General features: G+C 73.2%; 15 protein-coding genes and 2 tRNA genes. 10 read left to right on the forward strand and 7 right to left on the reverse strand.

Going from position 1 to position 21,631, the window contains the following annotated elements:
• Positions 1-29: 29 nt before the first annotated feature.
• Complete coding sequence (locus WMF24_RS14225; RefSeq protein ID WP_437736937.1) at positions 30-917, reverse strand: DNA adenine methylase; 888 nt, start codon at positions 915-917, stop codon at positions 30-32.
• A 564-nt stretch (positions 918-1,481) separates the two neighbouring features.
• Between WMF24_RS14225 and WMF24_RS14230 the strand changes: the two genes are divergently transcribed.
• Positions 1,482-2,450, forward strand: coding sequence for a hypothetical protein (locus WMF24_RS14230; protein WP_437736938.1), 969 nt, complete (start codon positions 1,482-1,484; stop codon positions 2,448-2,450).
• A 112-nt stretch (positions 2,451-2,562) separates the two neighbouring features.
• On the opposite strand, the gene WMF24_RS14235 is transcribed toward WMF24_RS14230, so the two are convergent.
• The 3 genes from WMF24_RS14235 to WMF24_RS14245 all read right to left on the reverse strand — a co-directional run bounded on the left by WMF24_RS14235 (position 2,563) and on the right by WMF24_RS14245 (position 3,891).
• Entirely contained in the window at positions 2,563-3,258 is a 696-nt protein-coding gene (locus WMF24_RS14235; protein WP_437736939.1) for an NUDIX hydrolase, read from the reverse strand.
• A gap of 444 nt (positions 3,259-3,702) precedes the next feature.
• Positions 3,703-3,777, reverse strand: a tRNA-Glu gene (locus WMF24_RS14240).
• A gap of 40 nt (positions 3,778-3,817) precedes the next feature.
• Positions 3,818-3,891, reverse strand: a tRNA-Gln gene (locus tag WMF24_RS14245).
• A gap of 554 nt (positions 3,892-4,445) precedes the next feature.
• Between WMF24_RS14245 and groES the strand changes: the two genes are divergently transcribed.
• The 3 genes from groES (at position 4,446) to WMF24_RS14260 (ending at position 7,629) form a co-directional block, all read left to right on the forward strand.
• Positions 4,446-4,739 carry a co-chaperone GroES gene (groES, locus tag WMF24_RS14250; RefSeq protein ID WP_436610686.1) on the forward strand — a complete coding sequence of 98 codons (294 nt, stop codon included), beginning with the start codon at positions 4,446-4,448 and terminating at the stop codon, positions 4,737-4,739.
• A 66-nt stretch (positions 4,740-4,805) separates the two neighbouring features.
• Positions 4,806-6,494, forward strand: a complete 1,689-nt coding sequence (gene groL, locus WMF24_RS14255) for a chaperonin GroEL (protein WP_437736940.1) — start codon at positions 4,806-4,808, stop codon at positions 6,492-6,494.
• 367 nt (positions 6,495-6,861) lie between these two features.
• Positions 6,862-7,629 (forward strand): MBL fold metallo-hydrolase, encoded by a 768-nt coding sequence (locus WMF24_RS14260; RefSeq protein WP_437736941.1) that lies wholly within the window; start codon positions 6,862-6,864, stop codon positions 7,627-7,629.
• A gap of 118 nt (positions 7,630-7,747) precedes the next feature.
• On the opposite strand, the gene WMF24_RS14265 is transcribed toward WMF24_RS14260, so the two are convergent.
• The 3 genes from WMF24_RS14265 to WMF24_RS14275 all read right to left on the reverse strand — a co-directional run bounded on the left by WMF24_RS14265 (position 7,748) and on the right by WMF24_RS14275 (position 12,100).
• Entirely contained in the window at positions 7,748-8,566 is an 819-nt protein-coding gene (locus WMF24_RS14265) for a PP2C family protein-serine/threonine phosphatase (RefSeq protein WP_437736942.1), read from the reverse strand.
• A 251-nt stretch (positions 8,567-8,817) separates the two neighbouring features.
• Complete coding sequence (locus WMF24_RS14270) at positions 8,818-10,497, reverse strand: FAD-dependent oxidoreductase (RefSeq protein ID WP_437736943.1); 1,680 nt, start codon at positions 10,495-10,497, stop codon at positions 8,818-8,820.
• A gap of 4 nt (positions 10,498-10,501) precedes the next feature.
• A complete protein-coding gene (locus tag WMF24_RS14275; protein ID WP_437736944.1) occupies positions 10,502-12,100 on the reverse strand; it encodes a polyamine aminopropyltransferase in 1,599 nt (532 codons plus the stop codon).
• Between the two features lie 65 nt (positions 12,101-12,165).
• Here WMF24_RS14275 and WMF24_RS14280 point away from each other — a divergent pair, with 65 nt between their 5' ends.
• From WMF24_RS14280 to WMF24_RS14305, 6 genes are all read left to right on the forward strand, one after another.
• Entirely contained in the window at positions 12,166-13,644 is a 1,479-nt protein-coding gene (locus WMF24_RS14280; RefSeq protein ID WP_437736945.1) for a DUF4178 domain-containing protein, read from the forward strand.
• Positions 13,645-13,953: 309 nt separating this feature from the next.
• Complete coding sequence (locus WMF24_RS14285) at positions 13,954-14,262, forward strand: hypothetical protein (protein WP_437736946.1); 309 nt, start codon at positions 13,954-13,956, stop codon at positions 14,260-14,262.
• 144 nt (positions 14,263-14,406) lie between these two features.
• Complete coding sequence (locus tag WMF24_RS14290; RefSeq protein ID WP_437736947.1) at positions 14,407-15,513, forward strand: hypothetical protein; 1,107 nt, start codon at positions 14,407-14,409, stop codon at positions 15,511-15,513.
• On the forward strand, positions 15,510-17,483 hold the full coding sequence (locus tag WMF24_RS14295; protein ID WP_437736948.1) for a S8/S53 family peptidase: 1,974 nt from the start codon (positions 15,510-15,512) through the stop codon (positions 17,481-17,483). Before WMF24_RS14290 ends, WMF24_RS14295 begins: the two co-directional genes overlap by 4 nt.
• Before the next feature lie 267 nt (positions 17,484-17,750).
• Positions 17,751-20,075 carry an ATP-binding protein gene (locus WMF24_RS14300; RefSeq protein WP_437736949.1) on the forward strand — a complete coding sequence of 775 codons (2,325 nt, stop codon included), beginning with the start codon at positions 17,751-17,753 and terminating at the stop codon, positions 20,073-20,075.
• Entirely contained in the window at positions 20,072-21,565 is a 1,494-nt protein-coding gene (locus tag WMF24_RS14305) for a sigma-54-dependent transcriptional regulator (RefSeq protein ID WP_437736950.1), read from the forward strand. Before WMF24_RS14300 ends, WMF24_RS14305 begins: the two co-directional genes overlap by 4 nt.
• Positions 21,566-21,631 lie beyond the last annotated feature (66 nt).

The following is a 21,631-nucleotide window of genomic DNA, read 5'->3' on the forward strand; positions in this document are numbered from 1 at the left end:
CGCGCTCCGCTGCCGAGGGCGCGCGGGCCTCAGCCCGCCTTGTCCGCCTGCGCGGCCCTGCGGCCCCGCCTGGTCCCGTAATTCCGGATCACGATCTCTCCCACGCGGCCCCTGGCGTCGCTCTTCGCGTTGATGCTCCGGAGCGCCGCGACGCGGTCGATCTTGAACCGCTTGTAGAGCGGCGGGATCTCGGGAACATCGGAGTTCGAGAGCATCACCTTGACGCCGCGCTCGTCGAGCGCCGCGAACAGCGCCGCGAGGCGCTCCTGGTCGCGGAAGCTGAAGCCGCCCGCGCTGTAGGACGTGAAGTTCGCCGTCGACGAGACGGGCGAGTACGGCGGGTCCAGGTAGACGAAGTCGCCCTCCTCGGCGTGGTCGAGCACGCGCTCGAAGTCGCGGACCTCGAGCTCGACGCCCTGCAGCGCCGCCGAGCAGGCCCGGAGCTGGGGCGGGTTGCAGATCGACGGGTTCACGTAGCGGCCGAAAGGCACGTTGAAGCGGCCGGCGCTGTTCACGCGGTAGAGCCCGTTGAAGCCGGTCCGGTTCAAGAAGATGGTCCGCGCCGCGCGCTCCGGCAGCGAGAGCGCTCTCGGGTCGAGATCGCGAACCCTGTAATAGTGCGCCTCGTCATAGGCGTGGCTGCCCAGCGCGGCGATGACGTCCTCGACCCTGTCGCGCACCGCCCGGTAGCAGTCGATGAGCTCGGCGTTGACGTCCGTCAGCGTCGCGCGCTTCGGCTGGAGGCAGAAGAACAGCGCGGCTCCCCCCACGAACGGCTCGAAGTAGCGCCCGAACGAGGTGGGCAGGAGCGGCTGGAACTGCCGGAGGAGCTGGCCCTTGCCGCCGGCCCACTTCAGGAACGGCCGTGGCGTGGGGGGCGCGGCGCTGTCGGGTTCGGTGACAAGTGCGGTGGTCATCGCGCAATACTGGACGCCAACCTACCAGGGCGCGCGATCGTCCTCAACCGCCGAGGCTCGCCGCAGCCGCCGAGGCTCACCGCGAGGGAGCTCACCGTCCAGAGCGCCTCGCCGGTCCGCCCCCGGCGCGCGCGACCCCCGGGCGGCCACGCGTCGCTCCACGCATCGCTCCAGGCTAGGACGTTCTATGTCCACATCCCGGCCCCGACACGCGGCGATGTGTCTTGTCGTCGAGGGTGGGTGTTGGTCAAATTTTATAATAATTATCGATAGTTATAAGCAGGCGTGAGCGCGGCTGCCACCGTCTGTCCACCGCCCGGATCATCGCATGTCGTCGCTTGCGCGGCAGCGGAGCAGGGATAAGTTGAAGTCTCGTCACGCGGGCCGAGCAGCCGCTTGCTGAGCGGAGCTCTCCCGCATTCACGCACCGCCGCCTCGGGCCGTCTCGCCGGCGGCCCTGGGCGGCGCGGCAGGGGTTCGCCCGGGCGCAGCGCGCGGGCGCCCCGCGCCGGGTGGTGGCTTTTGTCGAAGCCGCCGTTCCCTCTCGACAGGAGGAATGCCGCCATGATGCTTGCCTTCGACCTCGATCGCGACGACGCCCCGCAGCAGCGCAGCCCCGCTCCGGCGGACGGACCGGGCTGCTTCGGCGAGGCTGCGGATTACCGGGCCCAGCGGATCCTCTACGCCGCGCGCGGCTGGATCGCGGAGCAGGACGGCATGACGACCGACGGTCGGTCGCTCCTCTTGCTGCACGCCCAGCGGACGCCCCCGGACCGGCGCGAGGCGCTCGTGCGCTGCTTCGAGCGCGTGCTCCTCCACGCCCCGCGGCCGGAGCTCCCGGCGCTCGCCGCGGCGCTCCGCCAGGCGGGGCTCTCCGTCGACGAGGGGCTCTCGGTGATGGGCGCCCCGGCCGGCGAGGTGCGCGCCGCCGTCCAGGGCCTCGGCCGCTTCCGCTCGTTCCCGGCGGGCCTCCGCCTGTCCCGGGTGACGCCGGACGAGGACGACGACGCGATCCGCGCGATCCAGGAGCTCCAGGCCGAGAGCGGCCACGCGCCCCTCCCGGGCTGGACCTTGCGCGGCGGCGAGGGGCGCTCGTTGACCCTGGCGCTGCGCGACGGCCAGGGCGCGCTGGTCGGCTGCACGACGCTGCTCGTCCTGACGCGGCCCGACGCCGCCGAGGGCGGGCGCGACGCGCTCTCGCAGCTCGGGCTGCTCGGCGCCCCGCCGCTCTGGATCTCCGACGTCGGCGAGGCGCCCTCGTGGACGGGCATGCCGATCTGCACCTGCCTGCGCGAGGACCTCCGCGGCCGCGGGCTCGGGGCGCCGCTCCAGGCCGCGGCGCTCCGGGAGGGGCACGAGCGCTTCGGGATCCGGTGGTTCTACGCGCTCGTCAGGGCCGGCGACGAGATCGCGAAGCGCATGAACGCGCGCTGCGGCCTCGCCCCGCACCGGGCCGAGGGGTTCCTCCTCGCCACGGCGGGCCCTCCGGAGCGGCCGCGGCGGCACGCCGAGGCGCGCCGCGGCTCAGGCTGACAGCACGGGCGCGAGGCGCCTGCCGAGCTCCGCGGAATCGGCGGCCGGCCCGCCGAGCGATGTCCCGGCTCCGCGCGCCGGCGATCCGGTCGCGGAGGCCCGATCCGCGGCGCTAGCCGATCGACCACAGCGCCGGCGCCTCGCCCGCGAGGCGCCGGCGGATGCTCTCGAGCGCGCGCTCGTGATAGCCGTCGCGCGCGGCAACGAACTCGTCGAGCCGCACGTCGCGCGGCGCGATCTTCACCGCGCCCGCGGCGTCCGGCGCGTCCCGCAAGAGGCCGGTCACGCTCGCTGCCTCGCCCCGGACGAGGCGCAGCGCCGCGCCGAGCGGGAGCGACAGCAGCGCGGTGACCTCCTCCGGATGGGGACGGAACGCCGCGAGCGTGCGGCGGGTCGTCGCGAGCAGCACGTCCTGCAGCTCGCGATCGACGATGCCCGGCGCGTGGTCGTCCACGCTGCGGCGCATGCCGAGCCGGATCACGTCGCCCGGCGCGAGCGGCAGCCCGATCTCCTCCTCCGCCTCGCGCAGCGCCTCCGCGAGGTCCTCGCCGGCGCGGTAGTGCCCCGACACGGCGACCTCGAAGGCCCCGGGCCACGTGTCCTTCTCCGGGCTGCGCTGCTGGAAGAGCACCCACGGCTCCGCGTCGCCCCGCCGCGCGTCGGCCTCCCGCTCGAGGAGCACCCACACGTGGACGCTCCGGTGCCAGTCGCCGTCGCGGTGGACGAGCCTGCGCGCCTTGCGGAAGCCGAGCGGCTTGCCATTGCGATCGAAGACATCGAAGGGCTCGTCCCCGTCCTGCGCCGCCATGCGCCGAGGGTAACGCAGCTCCCGCAAAGCGGCGCCTTTGCGGCTCCAACGATGCCGGCTATCCCGTCCGCTCCTCGACGAAGCCGTACTTCATCAGGAAGAGCACGTGCCGTGCGACGACGGCCCGCGCCGCGGGGCCGCGCGCGCCCTTCGTCAGCACCGCCAGGTCCGCCGCGGCTCCGGGGCGCGCCGCGCCTCCTCGGCGAGCTCGCCTCGTCGTTGAAGCGCCCGGCGCCATGCGCCCACGGCGCTCGGCGCGCCGCACTGGCGATCGGCTGGTCGGACGAGGCAGCGGCGCTGGTTGTCGCGAAGGGGCGACACGGCGCGCCGCGATGCCGATGGAACCAGCCTGGGACGCCGACGAACCGACCGAGCTCATCGGATCTTTCGATCCGACGAACCTCGTTCGACCGGCACGGTGGAGGGCTGGTGAGGAGAGAAGAGTGGCGATCCCAGCGGGAATCGAACCCGCGTTACCGGCGTGAGAGGCCGATGTCCTAACCGCTAGACGATGGGACCTTGTTCTGTCGAGAACGGCCTACAGCATAGCTGATTGGCCTGGCTGGGGGACAAGGATTCGAACCTTGATAGCAAGAGCCAGAATCTTGCGTCCTGCCGTTAGACGATCCCCCAAGGGGTGAGCGCTCTGCATCAGCGCCACGGGCCGCGGAATCTACTCGGGCTGCCCGGCATGTCAAGCGATCAAAATCGGACGCGGCGAAGAAAGCTCTCGGGGGCCGAAAATCCGCAGATTTTTGCGCTCCTTCGTCGACCGACCGCCGCGCCGTCCACCCCGTTGTGGTTTGCGCCGGCCCGCCCCGGCGCGTTCCGTCCCGGGGATCCCCCCGGCGGATCCTCCCGGCTGGCCACCGACGTCGCGCTCGGCCGGCCGCCCGGATCGCGACGTCGTTCCCGCGAGCTCCGGGATCCTCCACGAAATGCCGTTTTCCCGCCCCGGGTGCCGTGTCGGCCGAAAAGTCGTGACCGTCTGCCGCGCACCCTTGACGCGCCGGGAGCCTGATTTACTTTCGGCGCGGTTTTAGCCACCGGCCTAGGAGAGTGCCAAGCAACTGTGATCCCGGGCACTTAGCTCTCGCCGCGTGGGCGGAAGGCCCCAGCGGTGGGGGGCGAGCGCGACCTCCGGTGAGCCGATGGTCAGTCAACCCAGCCGAGGACGAGGAGCCACCATGAAAATCAGGCCGCTGCAGGATCGGATTGTCGTCAAGCGCGTCGAGAGCGAGACGAAGACCAAGGGGGGCATCATCATCCCCGACACCGCGAAGGAGAAGCCGATCGAGGGCCGCGTCGTCGCCGTGGGCAACGGCAAGGTCCTGAAGGACGGCAAGGTCCGCCCGCTCGAGGTGAAGGTCGGCGACAAGGTGCTGTTCGGCAAGTACAGCGGCACCGAGGTGAAGCTCGACGGCGAGGAGCACGTGCTCATCCGCGAGGACGACGTGCTCGCCGTGACCGAGTCCGCCTGATCCGGATCCGGGCAACCGAACGCAAGCGTTGCAGATGCGGCCGCGCGGCCGCGAAGGGATTGAGAGATGGCTGCGAAGCAGATCGTTTTTAGCCGCGGCGCGCGTGCCGCGATCCTGAAGGGCGTCAACACGCTCGCCGATGCGGTCAAGGTGACCCTCGGCCCCAAGGGGCGGAACGTCGTCATCGAGAAGAGCTGGGGCGCGCCGGTCGTCACGAAGGACGGCGTGACGGTGGCCAAGGAGGTCGAGCTCGCCGGGAAGCTCGAGAACATGGGCGCCCAGATGGTGCGCGAGGTCGCCTCGAAGACCAGCGACAAGGCGGGCGACGGCACGACGACGGCGACGGTGCTGGCGCAGGCGCTCTTCGGCGAGGGCCTCAAGCTCGTCGAGGCCGGCCACAACCCGATGGACCTGAAGCGCGGCATCGACGCCGCCGTCGCGAAGGTCATCGAGGCCGTGCAGCAGGCCGCGAAGCCGACGAAGGACAAGGACCAGATCGCCCAGGTCGCCACGGTCAGCGCCAACGGCGACAAGGAGATCGGCCAGATCCTCGCCGACGCCATGGAGAAGGTCGGCAAGGAGGGCGTGATCACGGTCGAGGAGAACAAGCGCATGACGACGGAGCTCGAGACCGTCGACGGCATGCAGTTCGACCGCGGCTACCTCTCGCCCTACTTCGTGACCGACCCCGAGAAGATGACGGCGGTCCTCACGAACCCGCTCATCCTCGTCCACGAGAAGAAGATCTCGGCGATGGCCGACCTCCTGCCGCTGCTCGAGCAGGTCGTGAAGCAGGGGCGCGAGCTGCTCATCCTCTCCGAGGACGTCGAGGGCGAGGCGCTCGCCACGCTCGTCGTCAACAAGCTGCGCGGCACCATCAAGGTCGCCGCCGTGAAGGCGCCCGGCTTCGGCGATCGCCGCAAGGAGATGCTGAAGGACATCGCCATCCTCACCGGCGCGACCGCGTTCATGGAGGACCTCGGGCAGAAGCTCGAGAGCGCCACGGTGCGCGACCTCGGGACCGCCAAGCGGGTCGAGATCGACAAGGACAACACCGTCATCGTCGACGGCCAGGGCGACAAGACCGCCATCAAGGGCCGCATCGAGGCGATCCGCAAGCAGATCGCGGACACGACGAGCGACTACGATCGCGAGAAGCTCCAGGAGCGGCTCGCCAAGCTCGCCGGCGGCGTCGCCGTGGTGAAGGTCGGCGCGGCGACCGAGACGGAGATGAAGGAGAAGAAGGCGCGCGTCGAGGACGCGCTCCACGCGACCCGCGCGGCCGTCGAGGAGGGCATCGTCGTCGGCGGCGGCGTGGCCCTGCTCCGGGCGGCCTCCGCGCTCGACTCGCTGAAGTTCAACGACGAGCGTGACGCCGGCGTGCGGCTCGTGCGGCGCGCCATCGAGGCGCCGGTCCGCCAGATCGCCCAGAACGCGGGCATCGACGGCACGGTGGTCGTGGAGAAGGTCCGCTCGGGCGCGCCCACGTTCGGCTACAACGCCGCGACGGACACGTACGAGGACCTGCTCGCGGGCGGCGTCATCGATCCGGCGAAGGTCGTGCGCCACGCGCTCACCAACGCGGCCAGCGTCTCGGGGCTGATGCTCACGACCGAGGCCCTCGTCGCCGACAAGCCCAAGAAGGAGAAGCCGGCGGCCGGCGGGGCCCCCGGCGGCATGGGCGGCATGGGCGGCATGGGCGGCATGGGCGGCATGGGCGGCATGGGCGGCATGGGCGACTTCGACATGGGTTGATCGCCTGACCGCGCGCGCTCGGTCCGGCGTCGCGCCGCGGTGGCGGCGCCGGTCGACGAGCGCGCGCGCTGCCGGTGCAGCGCGCCGAGGGGTCCTCCAAAGCACATTGGAGGGCCCCTCGCGTTTTGTGAGGCCGAGCGCTCTTGCCTGGGTTTTTGACCCGCGGTCGCGCACGGCGCTAGACTCTCGGGCAATGTCGGAATCGTCATTTGCCGCCATGGCCGCGCGTACGTGCCGGGCGACGTGCTCTTTCACGGGGGCGATTCCCACGCCGGGGCGGCGTTCATGGTGACCGACATGCGGCGATCCAGGGATTTCATCGAGCTCCTGAGGATGCCGCAGAAGCTCGGCGGAGAGAGCTGACCCGGTGGAGCTGCGTGTCATCGGCTGCCACGGCGGCGAGACCCCCAGGCATCGCACGTGCGCGTTCCTCGTCGACGACGTCCTCGCGATCGACGCGGGCTCGCTGACGAGCGGGCTCGAGGTGAAGGAGCAGGCGCGGATCGAGGCGTGCCTCGTGAGCCACGCGCACCTCGATCACATCCGCGACCTGGCCACCATCGCCGACAACCGCTGCCAGCTCGGGTGCCCGCCGCTCGTCATCGCGGGCACGCGCGAGACGCTGCGGACGCTCAAGAAGCACTTCTTCAACAACGTGCTGTGGCCCGATTTCGCGGTGATCCCGACCCCCGCGCAGCCGACCATCCAGTACCTCGAGCTCAAGCCGGAGCGCCCCACGCCCGTCGCCGGGCGGATGGTGCGCGCGGTCCACGTGACGCACACGATCGACGCGTCGGCGTTCGTGATCGAGGGCAGCGGCGGATCCATCGCGTACAGCGGCGACACCGGGCCCACGGACCGGCTCTGGGAGGTGCTGAACCAGCAGCAGGACCTCCGCGCGCTGCTCATGGAGGTCAGCTTCCCCGACCGGGAGCAGCGGCTCGCCACGGTGAGCGGCCACCACACGCCCCAGACGCTCGCCGTCGAGCTCCAGAAGTACCGGGCGCCAAGGGACCTGCCGACGATGCTCTACCACATCAAGCCGGTCTTCCAGGCCGAGGTGGAGCGGGAGTGCGCTGCGCTGAAGGGGCTGAACCTGGAGGTCCTCCAGCTCATGGACCACTTCGTCCTGTAGGCGGCCCCCGGCTCCACCCGGCGGAGCGGCGGAGCGGCGGGCTGCCCGGCCCGTGGGAGGGGTGTTCGTCGCGCGGCGCAGGGCCCCGCGCGACCGGGGCCGGCGCCGGCGACGCGGGCTAGCGGCTCTCCTGCGTGGGCTCGTCGGTGAACGCGCGCTTGCCGTCGGGGACCTCCTCGACGCGGGCGAGGACGACGGTGATGTTGTCGGTGCCGCCGAAGTAGTTCGCCCGGTCGATGAGCGCCTTGCAGGCGGCGTCCAGCGAGCCGCTGGACATCACGAGCTCGAGGATCTGATCGTCGCTCACGAGGCCGGACAGGCCGTCCGAGCAGAGCAGGTACACGTCGCCGTGGCGCGTCTCGTCCGTCACGAGATCGACGAGGACGTCCTCGCGGATGCCGAGCGCGCGCGTGATGACGTTGGCCGGGAGCTGCCGGACCTCCTCCTCGGTCATCCACGGCGCCATGTGCGCCGCGTCGCTGACGAGCGAGTGGTCGCGCGTGAGCTGCGTGATCTGGCTGTCGCGCAGGCGATAGCAGCGGCTGTCGCCCACGTGGCCGACCGTCACGTGCTCGGCGTCCTTGGAGAACATCGCCGCCACGATCGTCGTGCCCATGCCGAAGTCCGCGAGCGTCTTCAGCGACCGATCGAAGATGCGCCGGTTCGCCAGCCTCAGGCCGGTGACGACGTAGTTCTCCTCCTCCGTCAGGTTCGGATCGGCAGGGAACGGCCACGTCGCGTCCCTCCCGACCGTCACGGACAGGAAGTCCGAGAGGGTGCTCACAGCAAGCTGGCTCGCGACATCGCCCGAGCGGTGTCCGCCCATGCCATCCGCCACGGCCACGACACGGTACTCCTCGCTGACGAGGAGGTTGTCCTCATTGTGGTCCCGGAGGAGCCCGGTATCCGTCATCCCGGCAAACCGGGTCCGCAACATGGGCAGAGAGTAGACGCGGAGCAGGGGGGCAGCGCAAGTTCAAGGCGAGGGCAAACCTGAAATCCTGGGCCGGATCTCCCACCGGGGGCGGTCCGCGCCCGCCGGAAGCGGCCGGTCGCGGGGGCCGCGGACCATCCCGGAGGCGCTCGCCCGCCGCGCGCACTTTGCTCTTGAAAGATGCGAAGGGACGTGGGGTTGCCCGCCGGGCGCGCGCCGCGCCGCTCGCTCGAGCGCGCGCCGCGCGCGCCAGCTCAGAGCCAGCTCTCGCCGATCGCGATCCCGAGCGCCGCCGCGATCGTCTCGGCGGCGCGCACGCCGCACGCCTGCGCCTCCTCGAAGAGCGCCATCCCGGGCTGATCGACGTGCGCCCACGCGACGCGCTCCGAGAGCGCGCAGGGCGGATCGAACGGCCGCGCGCCGAGGAAGCCGGGGCGCGGGCGCGGCATCGCGTGGCCCCAGATCATGACGTCCATGCGCGCCACGTCGTCGCGCAGGCGCGGGTGCGCCGGCGCGAGGTCGCGCAGCACGCCGTCCGCGAGCGACGCCCACGGCGCGCCGAGCAGCGCCGCGCGCGCGGCCGCCATGTCGGGCCCGCCGTAGGCGCGGTAGTACGTCAGCACGGTGCGCTGCATCGGCGTCGCGAGGCGCGACCGCTGCGTCGTCGCCGCCGCCAGATCGGTGAGCTGGTGGCGCGCGTCGACGTAACCGAGCCCCTCCGCGCCGTAGAGGACGGAATCCCACGCGTGGTTCGGATCGAGGGGCCGCTCGACGTGGAGGTTCGCCACGAGCCACGCCGACGCGGTCCGCTCGGGCAGCTCGCCCGCCGCGCCCCCGTCGAGGACCCGGCGCACGACGAACGCCGGCATCGCGAGGATCGCGGCGCGCGCCTCCACGCGGCGCGCCTCGCCGCGCTGCACGTCGATGTAGCCGATCTCGACGCGGCCCTCGGGCAGCGGGCGCACCGACGTGACGAGCGCGCCGAGCGACACGCGCGGCGCCGCGCGCTCGAGCAGCGCCTTCACGAGCCGGCCGTTGCCCTCGGGCCAGATCAGGTAGTGGCTGCCCGCGAGCTCCGGCGTGCGCACCTTGCGCCCCGCGAAGTAGTGGAGCCCCGCCCAGGCCGAGATCTCCTCCGGCTCGCCGCCGAAGTCGTCGAGCATCGCGTAGCGCACGTACCAGCGCAGGAAGGGCGTGCGGTACCCCTCGCGATCGAGCCACGCCGCCATGCTGATCCGGTCGAGCTCGAGGAGCTCGGGATCGCGCGACGAGCGCGCGAGCGGGATCTGGAACGCCGCGCGCCCGTCCCTGCCGGTGAGCTCCGTCAGCTCCTCTTCGAGCGCGTGGAACCGCTCGAGCTCCTCCACCGCGTCGTCCGGGAGCGCGTCGACGGGCGCGAGGCCCGTGTGCCAGGCGCCCTCGTAGAACAGCCGCTCGGCCGGCGCGTGGCAGAGCCGCCGCGGATCGAACACGGGGCGCCCCGCCGCGTCCCACCCGGTGACGACGCCCATCTGGTCGAGCAGCCGCAGCGTCGCGCGCGCCTCGACGTTCGGCGCGGCGAGGTAGTGCGCGCCCCACGGGTACGGCACGACGCCGTCCTCGCCCCACGCGCTCGTGCCGCCGGGCCGCGGCTCGAGCTCGAGCACCCGCAGATCCAGCCCGGCGTCGGCGAGCCGCCACGCGGCCGACAGCCCGCTCACCCCGCCGCCGACGATCACGACGTCCGCGCGCTCGGGCGGGCCGGAACCGTGCGCGGAACCGCGCGTGTGCGGTGCGCGCGGAGCGCCCGGCGCGCGCGACGCGCCGCCGCGGAGCAGGTGGCCCGCGCCGTGCGCCGCGCCGACGATCTCGCCGGCGAGCGGCGGCCGCCCCGGCGCGGCCGTGTGCGCGAGCCAGCCCGCGGCGACGGAGCTCAAGAAGCCGCGGCGGTTCACTGGCTCACCGCGACCACTCCGCCCACTCGCGGGTGTACACGGAGACGAGCTTCTGGTCGTTCAGCCGGTTCACCGGCGCCTCGACGCGGCCGAGATCGCGCGGGAAGCGGAAGAGCTCCGGCAGCCCGCTCGAGTCGAGGAAGCGGAGCTTCGACGGATCGATCCGGAGGGCGCCGGGCGCGGCGAGCCCCTCGCCGCCGGCCAGGATGAAGCCCCACTCGCCGAAGCTCGGCACGTAGACGTGGAGCGGCGCGGTCTTCCAGCCGGCCGCCTCGAGCGTCGTCACGACGCACCAGAACGACTCGCGCGCGTAGTGGGGCGACGTCGCCTGCACCACGGCGAGCCCGCGCACGGAGATCCGCTCCCGGAGCAGGTGGTAGAACGCGTCCGTGTACAGCTTGCCGACGGCGTAGTTGCCCGGATCGGGGAAGTCGACGATCGCGAGGTCGAACGACTCCGTCGACTCCTCGAGGTACTTGTACGCGTCCTGGTTGCGGATGACGACGCGCGGGTCGCGGAGCGCGCCGCCGTTCAGGTCCGCGGCGAGCGGCAGGTCGCGGAAGGCGTCGGTGACCGCGGCGTCGAGGTCGACGAGCTGGATCTGCTCGATCGACGGGTACCGGAGCAGCTCGCGCGCGGCGAGCCCGTCGCCGCCGCCGAGGACGAGCGCGCGCCGCGGATCGCGCCCGAGCGCGGCGACGGCCGGGTGCACGAGCACCTCGTGGTAGCGGTGCTCGTCGTCCGACGAGAACTGGAGGTTGCCGTTCAGGAAGAGGCGCGTCGTGCGCGGGCTCCGCGTGACGACGAGGCGCTGGTACGGCGACTGCGCCGCGTAGACGATGGGCGCCCCGAAGTACGTCGCCTCCGACCGCTCGACGAACCGCGACACGAGCGCGAAGGCGGCGCCGAGCCCCGCGATCACGACGAGGCAGAGCGCGCGCAGCTTCACGACGACCGCGCGCTCGAGCGGGAAGAGGAACGTGCTCGTGAGCGCGACGGCCGCGTTGAGCAGCCCGAAGAAGAGGCTCGTCTGGTGGATCCCGAGGCGCGGCAGGAAGATCGCGGGGAAGAGCAGGCTGGCGGCGAGGGCCCCGATGTAGTCGAGCGTGAGCACCCGCGCGACGAGCCGCTTCAGGTCGAGGGAGAAGTTGAGCAGCCGGATGAGCAGCGGGATCTCGAGCCCCACGAGCACGCCGATCAGCAGCACCAGCGAGTAGAGGAGCGCGCGGAACGCGCCGAGCGAGGTGTAGACCCGGAAGAGCATCGGCGCGGAGAGCCCGCCGACGAGCGCGAGGCCGAGCTCGATCTCGACGAAGCGCTCGAGGAGGCGGCCCTCGATGTACTGCGAGAGGTACGAGCCGATCCCCATCGCGAACAGGTAGAGGCCGATGACGAAGCTGAACTGCGCCACCGAGTCGCCGAGGACGTAGCTCGCGAGCGTGCCCGTGATGAGCTCGTAGATGAGCCCCGACGTGGCGATGACGAACACGCTCGCGAGCAGCGCCGGGTGCACGAGCCGGGGCAGCGGCTGCGCAGCGGCGGCGCCTGCTCCTTCAGGAGCGGCGCCCGCGGCGCCCGTCGAGCTCTCCTCGGTGACCGACATCGGCGCGGTCCTACCACCGCTCGTGCTGGATCACAGCTAGCGTCCGCTTCTAGTATGGTGCTCGCGTGAGCACGCCCTTCGACCGAGCAGCCGCGTGCCCCTCCTGCGGCGCGCCGATCACGTTTCGCTTCGCGGGCGCGATGGCGCAGGTGTGCAAGCACTGCAAGTTCGTCGTCGCCCGCACCGACCGCGACCTGCGCGCCATCGGGCGCGTCGCCGATCTCGTCGAGATCCCCACGCCCCTCATGGTCGGGGTCACGGGGCGCTGGGGCAACGAGCCGTTCGTCGTCGATGGCCGCGTCCAGCTCGACCGCGCCGGCGCGCCGGGCGCGCCCTGGCAGGAGATCTTCATCGCGTTCCCGACCAGCGGCCGGTGGACGTGGGTCGCCTTCGCCCAGGGGCGCTGGTACGCGACGAGCGAGGCGCCGCTCCCGCTGAACGGCCTGCCGCCGTGGACCTCCCTCCAGCCCGGCGGCCGCGTCCACCTCGAGGGGCACGGGGTGTTCACCGTCGTCGAGGTCGGACGCCGGCGCGTCATCTCGGCCGAAGGCGAGATGCCGTACGTCGCCCCGCCGGGCGTCGTGACCGGCTTCGTCGACATCGCGGGGCCGCGGGGCGAGTTCGGGACGCTCGACTACGGCGACGGCCGGACCATCCCGCCGAAGCTCTACCTCGGCCGGCAGTTCGATCCGGCCGTGCTGCGGCTCGACTCCGGCGCGCCCGTGGAGGCGGCCTCCGCGCAGGTGACGGCCGTCGCGTGCCCGAACTGCGGCGGCAACCTGCCGCTCGCCGCCCCCGGCACCGCGGAGCGCATCGTCTGCCGGTACTGCGGCACCGCGAGCGACCTCACGAAGGGCGCCCTCACGGCGCTCGGCCAGGTCCCCCGGCCGCCCATGGAGCCGTACGTCCCCCTCGGCGCCGAGGGCCAGCTCCGCGGCATGCGCGTGCTCTGCATCGGCTTCGTCATCCGCGGCTGCACCGTGGAGGGCGAGCGCTACCGCTGGCGGGAGTACCTGCTCTACGGCGGGCCGAGCGTCGGCTACCTGTGGCTCATGGAAGAGGACGGCGCGTGGCAGCTCGTGACGCCGCTCTCACCGGGCGAGGTCCAGCCCATGGGCTCGGTCGCGACCTACAAGGGACAGACGTACTCGCTGAAGCAGAGCGTCCACGCCGAGGTGGAGTACGTCATCGGCGAGTTCTACTGGAAGGTCGAGATCGGCGAGTCGGTCCAGGCCACCGAGTACCAGGGGCCGGGCGGAAAGATCAGCGTCGAGCAGGCCCCGACCGAGGTCAGCGTGTCGTTCTGCTCGCCGCTCCCGAGCAAGGAGCTCGCCGCCGCCTTCCACCTGTCCCCGCCGCCGAGCCCCGCGCTCGGCGGCGGATCGGGGACGAGCGCCGGCACGATCCTCGTCATCGTCGTCGTCGTGATCATCGTGTTCATCCTCCTGGCCGCGCTCGGCGACTGCGGCGGCAGCGGCGGGGGCGGAGGCATCCTCTTCGTTCCGACCGGCGGGAGCAGCCCGAGCTTCGGCGGCGGGAAGTGATCCAGCTTCGCTGATCAATTCGGTTGAACTTGAATCGAGTGGCGTCGTCCTGCGCCGGATGACGCGATACGGCTTGTGCCGAGTCGCGGGCGCCGAGGGCTGGACATGGCCATGTCCACCCTTGCAGCGAGGGCGATCGCGTGGAGAGCGGAGCGGTCGGATTCGGGCAGCCGATGGTCGGTTTCGGGTACCGTTCGCGGCCGGCCGCCGATAGCGGTCGAATGATTTCAACGGTTTACACGCTGGTCGGCGGCGGCCCGTGACGTGCAATGTGCCGCCGGCGCCGGCGCGGACCGGTGACGGAGGCCCATGCAAACCGTGAATTCGGTCGATCCGCACGCACAGCTGCGCGCGCTCTACATCTCCCTGCTCCGGAACCAGGAGCACTTCGACGAGTTCAAGCAGCTCCTCGCCCTCTACGTCGTCGGGCCCGAGGCCGACGAGGAGCCGGCGGAGGCGGCAAGGGTCCGCGCGCAGCTCAACAGCCGAATCCGCTCGTGGGTCGGCGGCTTCTTCGACGGGCTGAGCGCCGCCCAGGTGCTCCAGTGGCGGGCCATCGTCGTCGAGGAGCGCTTCAACGTGTGCCTGTCGCCCTGGAAGGAGGCGAACGGTTATTGATGCTACGGCGAAGGAGACAGGCGGGGATCCACCGCCATCGGCGTACGTCGCTCCGGCGCGGCTCCGCCCCGGTGCCATCTACCGTCGCCCGCGCGGAGCGCAGGCGCGGCGGGGCGGCGCGCCCGGCGACGGAGGGGCCCGCGCATGGATGAGGCGCTCCTGGTGGACGAGCTCTACAACGCGTTCTGCCGGACCCTCCCCGGGATGCTGCACGCCGACGCGCAGGGGCTGGCGCACACGCTCGGCCTCGCTCCATCGCGGGATGTGCCCTGGAGCGCCGTGTTCAGCAACGAGATCACCCTGGCGGCGCCCGCGCTGCTCGCCGAGGCCATGCCCGGCATCCGGGGGACCACGGTGCAGGAAGCCCTGCTCGCGCACCTGCTCGCCGTCATCGAGGCGTTCGGCACCGATCGCATCAAGGACGCGCAGGTCCGCCCGACATGGCAGCTCGAGGCCATCCTGGCCCACGCGAGGAGGGCGCGCGACGACGCCCTCCGCCGCGTCGCGCCCGGCATCGACGACCCCGCCATCGATTTCGCCCGCGCAGACGACGCCACGCTGCTCGCCATCGAGGCCGAGCGCAGCCTCTTCGCGAGCGGCGAGCCGGCGGGCTTCAGGCGTTATTACGCGCTCTCCCTCGGGAAGCAGCGCGTCGGCTTCCCGGCGTCGCTCGCGCTGGCGCACGCCGCCGGCTGGACGGCCGCGCAGCGCGAGGTCCTCTCGCGGCTGCTCTCGTCGGTGTGGCTCGGATTGCAGCTCCATGACGACGTCATGGACTGGCAGGAGGACTACCAGAAAGGCGGCGCCTGGGCCGTCGTCCTCGCCTCGGAGCTCCGGGCGCGGGCGCACGGGGAGCCCCCCGCCGGCGGGGGCGCGCAGGAGGGAGCCGCCGGGGGACGCCACCGCGGCGCGGTCGCGTACGGGCCGCTCGGCACGCCGCCCTGGGGCATCGCCTCGACCCCGAGGTCGCAGAGCGAGCCGCCGCCGGCGTCGAACGCGCCCTCGGCGCTGATCCCGATCCGCCGCATGGTCTTCGAGTCCGGCGTCCTCGCGGCGATGCTCGACGGCGAGCGCCGGTGCTTCCGCGCCGCGCGGCGACGCGCCGCGGTCCTCGGGGCCCGCCGCATCGCCGCCTGGGCGGAGGGGAGGGAAGCGCAGGCGCAGGAGCTCGCGCGATGCGAGGCCGAGAGCCCCGGCTTCGCCAACCGCGCCCACGCGCTCAGCGCCTGGGCCAAGGCCGTGCTGGCATGAGCCGGGGCCGCGGCGCGGCCACCCAGAGGAGCTCCCCGGAGGACCGCGCCGCGCGCCCGCCGCGCGGCGACCCGCGCTCTCCGCCGGAAGCGCCGGCCGCTCCACCGGAGGCGCCGGCTGTCCCGCTCGCGGCGCGCCCCCCGCGCCGCCCGTGGGATTTCGGGTATGCGCCGGTCGCCACCGCGGCGGGCGACGACGACGGCGGCCCCCTCGACGTCGTCGTCGCTGCGCGCTGCCCTGTGGCGCCCGACGCCGTGGCCGCGGCGCTCTCGGCGCGCTGGCCCGAGGTGCATGTCGAGCGGGTCCTCGAGCGGGCGCCCCTCTTCTGGCTCCGCGTCCGGTCGCCCGGCCACGGGCGGCGCGCCGAGCTCGCCGCGGCGCTCTCGGCCGCGGCGATCCCGGTGCGTTACGTCGCCTCGGCCCTGCGGCCGAGCGCCGCCGTCGCCCCGGGCTTCGTCGCTGCCAGGTGCGCGCCGGCGCGGCCCGACGGGTGGCCCGCGCGCCGCGCCTCCTCGGGGAGCGATCCCGACACGCCCGGCCGCTGGTTCCTGCGGGCCGACGACGGCGGCCTCGGCGTCGACCGCCGCCGCTGCGGGGGCGGCGCCGGGATGCGCCTCGGCGTCATCGACGACGCCGCCCGCGCAGCCGACGAGCTCGGCCTCGACGACGAGGTGCTCGTCATGCTCGATCACCCGCCGCGCAGCCAGGCGCACGGCGTGTTCATGGTGGCGTGGGCCGTGGGGAGCCTCCGCCCCGGCGGCTTCCGCGGCGTCGCGCCGGACGCCTCGCCGCGGCTCTACCTGATCCCGAAGGCGGGCTCGAGCGTCCTGGCCCTCCCGCTCGCGATCGTCCAGGCGGTCAGCGACGGCGCCGACGTCGTCGTCTGCGCCACGTACATCGAGGGCTCGACGACGCCGATGCTGGACGACGCGATCGAGTTCGCCGCCCGCCTCGGGCGCCGCGGGCGAGGCTGCCCGATCGTGTTCCCGACCGGCCGCGAGGCGTCGAGCCCCCCCGAGTCGCTGCACGCGAGCCTGTCGCTCGGGCTCGGCGAGCCCGCGAGCGACCCGCGGGTGTTCTGCATCGGCCCGAGCGCCCGCGGCGACGGCTGGTTCCTCTGGCGGGACCGCCGGGGGCGCAGCCGCCCCTTCGCCAACCGAGGTCCCGCGGTGCGGTGGCTCGCGCCCGGCGACGATCTCGCCTGCCCGCTCCCGTCCGCGCCCGGAGCAGGGACCGCGTCGGAGCGGCTCTGCCACGCCGAGTCGAGCGGGGCCTCCGCCCTCGCCGCGGGCGCCCTGCTGCTCGTCCTGTCGCAGAACCCCGCGCTGCGCCTGCCCGAGCTCGACGGGCTCATCACGCGCACGCTCGACCCGGTGCCCCCCGCGGCGCCCGCGTCGGCCGCGCCGTTCGCCGATCCCTGGGATGTCCTCCCCGACGCGCGCGATCGGGACGGCCACAACGCCAAGCACGGCTACGGCCGCATGGATGCCGGCCGAGCCTGCGTCGCCGCAGGCGATCCGATCGCGCTCGCGCTGCTGCTCCTCGGCGAGGACGGCGCCGCGCGCGCGTGGCACGACGCCCGCGGCGAGCGCCGGCTCGCCCGCGGCCTGTACTCGCGCCGCCTCGCGCGCTGGGCGGTCCGCGCGCTGCTCGCCGACCCGAGCCTCTGCCACGGCGTCTGCGCGCTCGCCCGCCACGCCCGCCTCATCGCGAGCGACCCTCGACGCCGGCGCGCCCACGGCGCGGGCGCGGTGCTGCGGCAGCTCGCGATCCTCGTCCGCGGCCTCGCCGCGAGCCGCCTTGCGCCGGCGCCCTCGCCGCGCGTACGCGGCGAGCTCGCCGCCCTGCTCGACCGGCTCGAGCGATCCACGGGCGACGCCGCCGCGGTCGAGGCGATCGAGGCGCGGTTCGGCGATCTTTCTTACACCGTCTTCGTCGGCGCCGCGGAGCCTCGCGCGCCGGACGGCTGACGACGAAGGCGCTGCCCGGGCGCGCTCCCTCGCCCCTCCCGGGGCGTATCCCCCGCACATCTCCGCCTCGAAACGTAATGATCCTCGCGAAGCGTGCCGCGGGAGCACACCCCGGCGGGCGGGGACGGCGACGCCGCGTCCCGTCCGGCGCGCGAGCCCCGTTGGTTCACCCCGGGTTCCAGCGTATCGTGGGTGGCTCGGGGCGCAATTTGCGCGCCGCCGTGTCTCCCGATGCCAGCTATCGAGAATCGGCGTTGGCTTCTTGCGGTGGTCGTCATCGCGGCGCTCGTGCTGGGCGGCTTCGGGATGAGGAACGCCCTGAGCTGGTATGAACGCCCGTTTCCCGGCGTCCTCGTCGATCCGGACGGCGTCGTCTCGAGCGTGGGCCTGCCGTCCTGGGAAGGGTTCCAGAAGGGCCTCCGGTATCCGGACCGCGTCGTCGCGGTCAACGGCTGGCGCCTCGAGAGCACGGCGGGGCGCTACCGCGCCAGCACCTGGGACACCGCGGTCGAGCAGGCCGCGCGCGAGGGGCGCCGCACGATCCACGCGCGCGTCGAGACGCGGGACGGGCTGCGCGACGTCGAGCTCACCCTCACCCCCTTCGACCCGCTCGCCTGGTGGTTCTTCGCCGCCGGCCTCATCGTCGTCGCCTCGCTCTACGTGGGCGCCGCGCTCATCGCGCTCACCGCGAGCCCGCGCGGCAAGCTCGCCCGCGCCTTCGCGGGCACCGCGCTGTTCTGCGCGCTCTTCCTGTTCACCCTGTTCGACTACCACAGCTCGCGCGACCTCGTTCCGTACTTCCACGTCGCCTATGCGCTCGTCCCGACGAGCTTCTTCATCCTCGCGCTGCGGCTGCCGGACGACGCCCCGCTCATCGCGCGCTGCCCCGGCTGCGCCCGGATCACGGAAGCGCTCGGCGGGCTGCTCGCCGCCAGCCTGCTCGCCTCGCACGCCATGGGCTGGACCAACGTCGCGCTCCGGAACGTCTGCGGGATGCTGTTCGTCGCGTCGTTCTTCTTCTTCGCGACCACCCTCGTCGTCCGCTTCGTCATGGCGGAGGGGGATCGCCGGCGCACGCTGCGCGCGCTGCTCATCGCGATGGCGCCGCCCCACATCGCCATCGGGCTCGGCTTCATGCTGGCCATCCTCAGCGTCTCGGCGTCGACGCTCATGTGGTTCGCGGTCCCGGCGCTCGCCCTCACCCCGGTCTCGAGCGTCATCGCGGCCATCCGCTACGACCTCTGGGGGAGCCGCGCGCTCCTCTCGCGCCCGCTCACGCGCGCCATCATCGCCGGCATGATGGTCGCGCTGACGGTGATCGTCTGCTCCGCCAGCGCCGGCTACGCCGGCCTGCCGCTGCTCGGCGCGCTCAAGGTCGCCGCGCCCGCCGCGATCGTCAGCGCCGGGCTCGTCGTGTTCGCCCTGGGCGCGAGCGACCGGACGCTCTTCCCGGCGCGCGCCGAGTACAAGCCCACCATCGAGCAGCTCAGCGAGGAGCTGACGCTCGTCATCGACCCCGAGGAGGTCGCGACCGCGGTCGAGCGCACCGTGGCGCGCTGGCTGCCCTGCGAGTGGGTCACCTTCCGCCGCGTCACGGTCGACGCGGCCGACGCGGCGGGCGCGCGCGCCGCGGGCAGCGCCGGCGGCGAGGACGCGCCGGCGGCCGGCGAGGCCAGCGGCGAGCGGCTCATCGGGCTCGACGAGGCGGCCGACCCGGGCGCCAACGAGCTGTCGCTGACGGTCATGTTCCGAGGCCGGCTGCTCGGCGTGCTCGAGGTGGGCAGGAAGCGCGGCGGCGCCCTGTTCACGAGCGAGGACCTCGACCTGCTCCGCACGATCGGCAACCAGGCGGCGCTCGCGCTGGCGCACGCGCACAGCTACGCCGAGCTGGAGCGGCGGCGGCGCGAGCAGGCGGCCGCGTGGCGCGACGAGCGCGCGGCGCTCATCGAGACGCTCGCGGCCGAGATCACCCACGAGGTGCGCTACCCGATCAACTTCTTCCGCTCGGTGTTCCAGCGCGGGTCGAGCGACCAGCGCCTCGACGCGGAGGAGGTCGAGATCGGCTGCGAGGAGGTCGAGCGCCTGGAGCGCCTCGTGATGGGGCTGCGCCGGGTGACGCACCGGAAGCTCGAGCGCCGCCGCCTCTCGGTCGAGGAGCTCGTGAGCCGGGCGGAGATGCTGCTGCGCGACCAGCTCGGCAAGCGGCGGATCGAGGCGCGGGTGAGCGCGGCCCGGAGGCTCCGCTGCGACCCCGATCAGGCGACGCAGGTGCTCGTCAACCTGCTCTCGAACGGCCTCGACGCGGCGGGCGAGAAGGGGACCATCGGCGTCGTCTGGGAGCCCACGGAGGCCGGCGCCGAGCTCGTCGTGTGGGACACCGGGCCCGGGATCGCGGGCGACGCGGCGCGGATCTTCGCGCCCTGGTACACGACGAAGCCCGGCGGGACGGGGCTCGGGCTCGCGATCACGCACCGCATCGTCCGCGCCCACGGGTGGACGATCGACGCGGACCGGCGCGACGGCAGGACGCGGTTCGTGATCTCGATCCCGGCCGCCGACGTGTCCCAGGGGGCGGAGGAAGAGGTCGCGTGAAGATCCTCGTCGTCGATGATCAGCGGAGCGGCCGCCGCACGCTGCGGCAGATCCTGTCCGCGCTCGACGACGTCGAGGTGCTGGAGGCGGTGGGCCTCGACGACGCCCTCGCGGCGGTCGAGCGGGGCGCGCCGGACCTCCTCTTGCTCGACGTGCGCCTGTCGGACGACCCGCGCGACCGCGGCGGCCTGGAGATCCTGCGGCGGGTCCGGGCCTCGGGGCGCAACACGCCGGCGGTGATGGTCACCTCGGTCAGCGAGCTCTCCGAGATCCGCGAGGCGATGCGGCTCGGCGCCCAGGACTACGTGCTGAAGGACGAGCTCTGCCCGGAGATGCTCTTGCCGATCGTCGAGGGGCAGCGCGAGCGGCTCCTGCTCAAGGGCGAGGTGGTGCGGCTGCGCGAGCGGGTCGATCGCACGTTCGGCACGAAGGCGCTGCTCGGCTCGTCCGCGGCGATGGAGCGGGTGCGCCGGATCATCGAGCGCGTCGCCGAGTCGAACAAGACGGTGCTCATCCGCGGCGAGACCGGCAGCGGCAAGGAGATGGTGGCGCGCGCGCTGCACGAGATGAGCTCGCGCCGCGGCGAGCCGTTCGTGGCGGTCAACTGCTCGGCGCTGCCGGGGACGCTCATCGAGTCGCTCATCTTCGGCCACGAGCGCGGCGCCTTCACCGGCGCCGAGAAGCGCATGCGCGGCCAGCTCGAGCTCGCCGGCGCGGGCACGATCCTGCTCGACGAGATCGCCGAGATGCCCGGCGAGCTCCAGGCGAAGCTCCTGCGCGTCCTCGAGGATCGCCGCTTCCGCCCGCTCGGCGCCGAGTCGGAGATCCCGCTCCGCGCCCGCGTCCTCGCCGCGACGCACGTCGACCTCGAGAAGCGCATCCACGACGGGCGCTTCCGGGAGGACCTGTTCTACCGGCTCAACGTCGTCACGGTGCACGTGCCGTCGCTGGCCGAGCGCGACGCGGATCTCATCGAGCTCCTGCTCGCGTTCACCGCGGAGCTCCCGCGCAAGCTCCGCTACACCGACGACGCGATCGCGTGGCTGGTCCGGCGGCCGTGGCCGGGCAACGTGCGGGAGCTGCGGAACGTCGTCGAGCGGCTGGCGCTGCTCGCGGACGACGATCTCATCGACGTGCCCACGCTCGAGGAGCTGGCGCGCGAGCGGCCGGTCGTCGACGCCACCGCCGAGATCGACCGGCTGGCGCGCGCGCTGCTGGCGCTGCCCGAGCGGCTCGGGTCGAAGCTGCGGGTGATCGAGCGCGCGGTGCTGCACCACGCGATCGAGAGCTGCGGGGGCAACAAGGCGGCCGCGGCGCGGCTCATCGGCGTCGACCGGAAGATGCTCGAGCGGCGCTGGGACCGGCACACCGGCGAGGAGCCGCCGAGCAGCCGGCGGCTGTCGCCGGCGAACGCGCCGCGCTACCTCGGGGGAGAAGAGCCGCCGAGCAGCCGCCGCTTCACGCTGCCGTCGGACCCGGGCGACACCTGAGCGCGGCGCGCGGGCGCTGTAGCGGGGCGCGCGCCGCGCGCTGTGGCGGGCGCGCAGCTGCGACGG

Origin of the sequence: Sorangium sp. So ce1335 (assembly GCF_051521615.1) — a bacterium.
Taxonomy (GTDB): Bacteria; Myxococcota_A; Polyangia; order Polyangiales; family Polyangiaceae; genus Sorangium.

Excerpts from the sequence above, each read along its gene's own strand:
- groL (WP_437736940.1), top strand. The coding sequence starts at position 4,806 with ATGGCTGCGAAGCAGATCGTTTTTAGCCGCGGCGCGCGTGCCGCGATC.
- groES (WP_436610686.1), top strand. The coding sequence starts at position 4,446 with ATGAAAATCAGGCCGCTGCAGGATCGGATTGTCGTCAAGCGCGTCGAG.
- WMF24_RS14295 (WP_437736948.1), top strand. The coding sequence starts at position 15,510 with ATGAGCCGGGGCCGCGGCGCGGCCACCCAGAGGAGCTCCCCGGAGGAC.
- WMF24_RS14230 (WP_437736938.1), top strand. The coding sequence starts at position 1,482 with ATGATGCTTGCCTTCGACCTCGATCGCGACGACGCCCCGCAGCAGCGC.
- WMF24_RS14225 (WP_437736937.1), bottom strand. The coding sequence starts at position 917 with ATGACCACCGCACTTGTCACCGAACCCGACAGCGCCGCGCCCCCCACG.
- WMF24_RS14275 (WP_437736944.1), bottom strand. The coding sequence starts at position 12,100 with ATGTCGGTCACCGAGGAGAGCTCGACGGGCGCCGCGGGCGCCGCTCCT.
- WMF24_RS14235 (WP_437736939.1), bottom strand. The coding sequence starts at position 3,258 with ATGGCGGCGCAGGACGGGGACGAGCCCTTCGATGTCTTCGATCGCAAT.
- WMF24_RS14265 (WP_437736942.1), bottom strand. The coding sequence starts at position 8,566 with ATGTTGCGGACCCGGTTTGCCGGGATGACGGATACCGGGCTCCTCCGG.
- WMF24_RS14290 (WP_437736947.1), top strand. The coding sequence starts at position 14,407 with ATGGATGAGGCGCTCCTGGTGGACGAGCTCTACAACGCGTTCTGCCGG.
- WMF24_RS14285 (WP_437736946.1), top strand. The coding sequence starts at position 13,954 with ATGCAAACCGTGAATTCGGTCGATCCGCACGCACAGCTGCGCGCGCTC.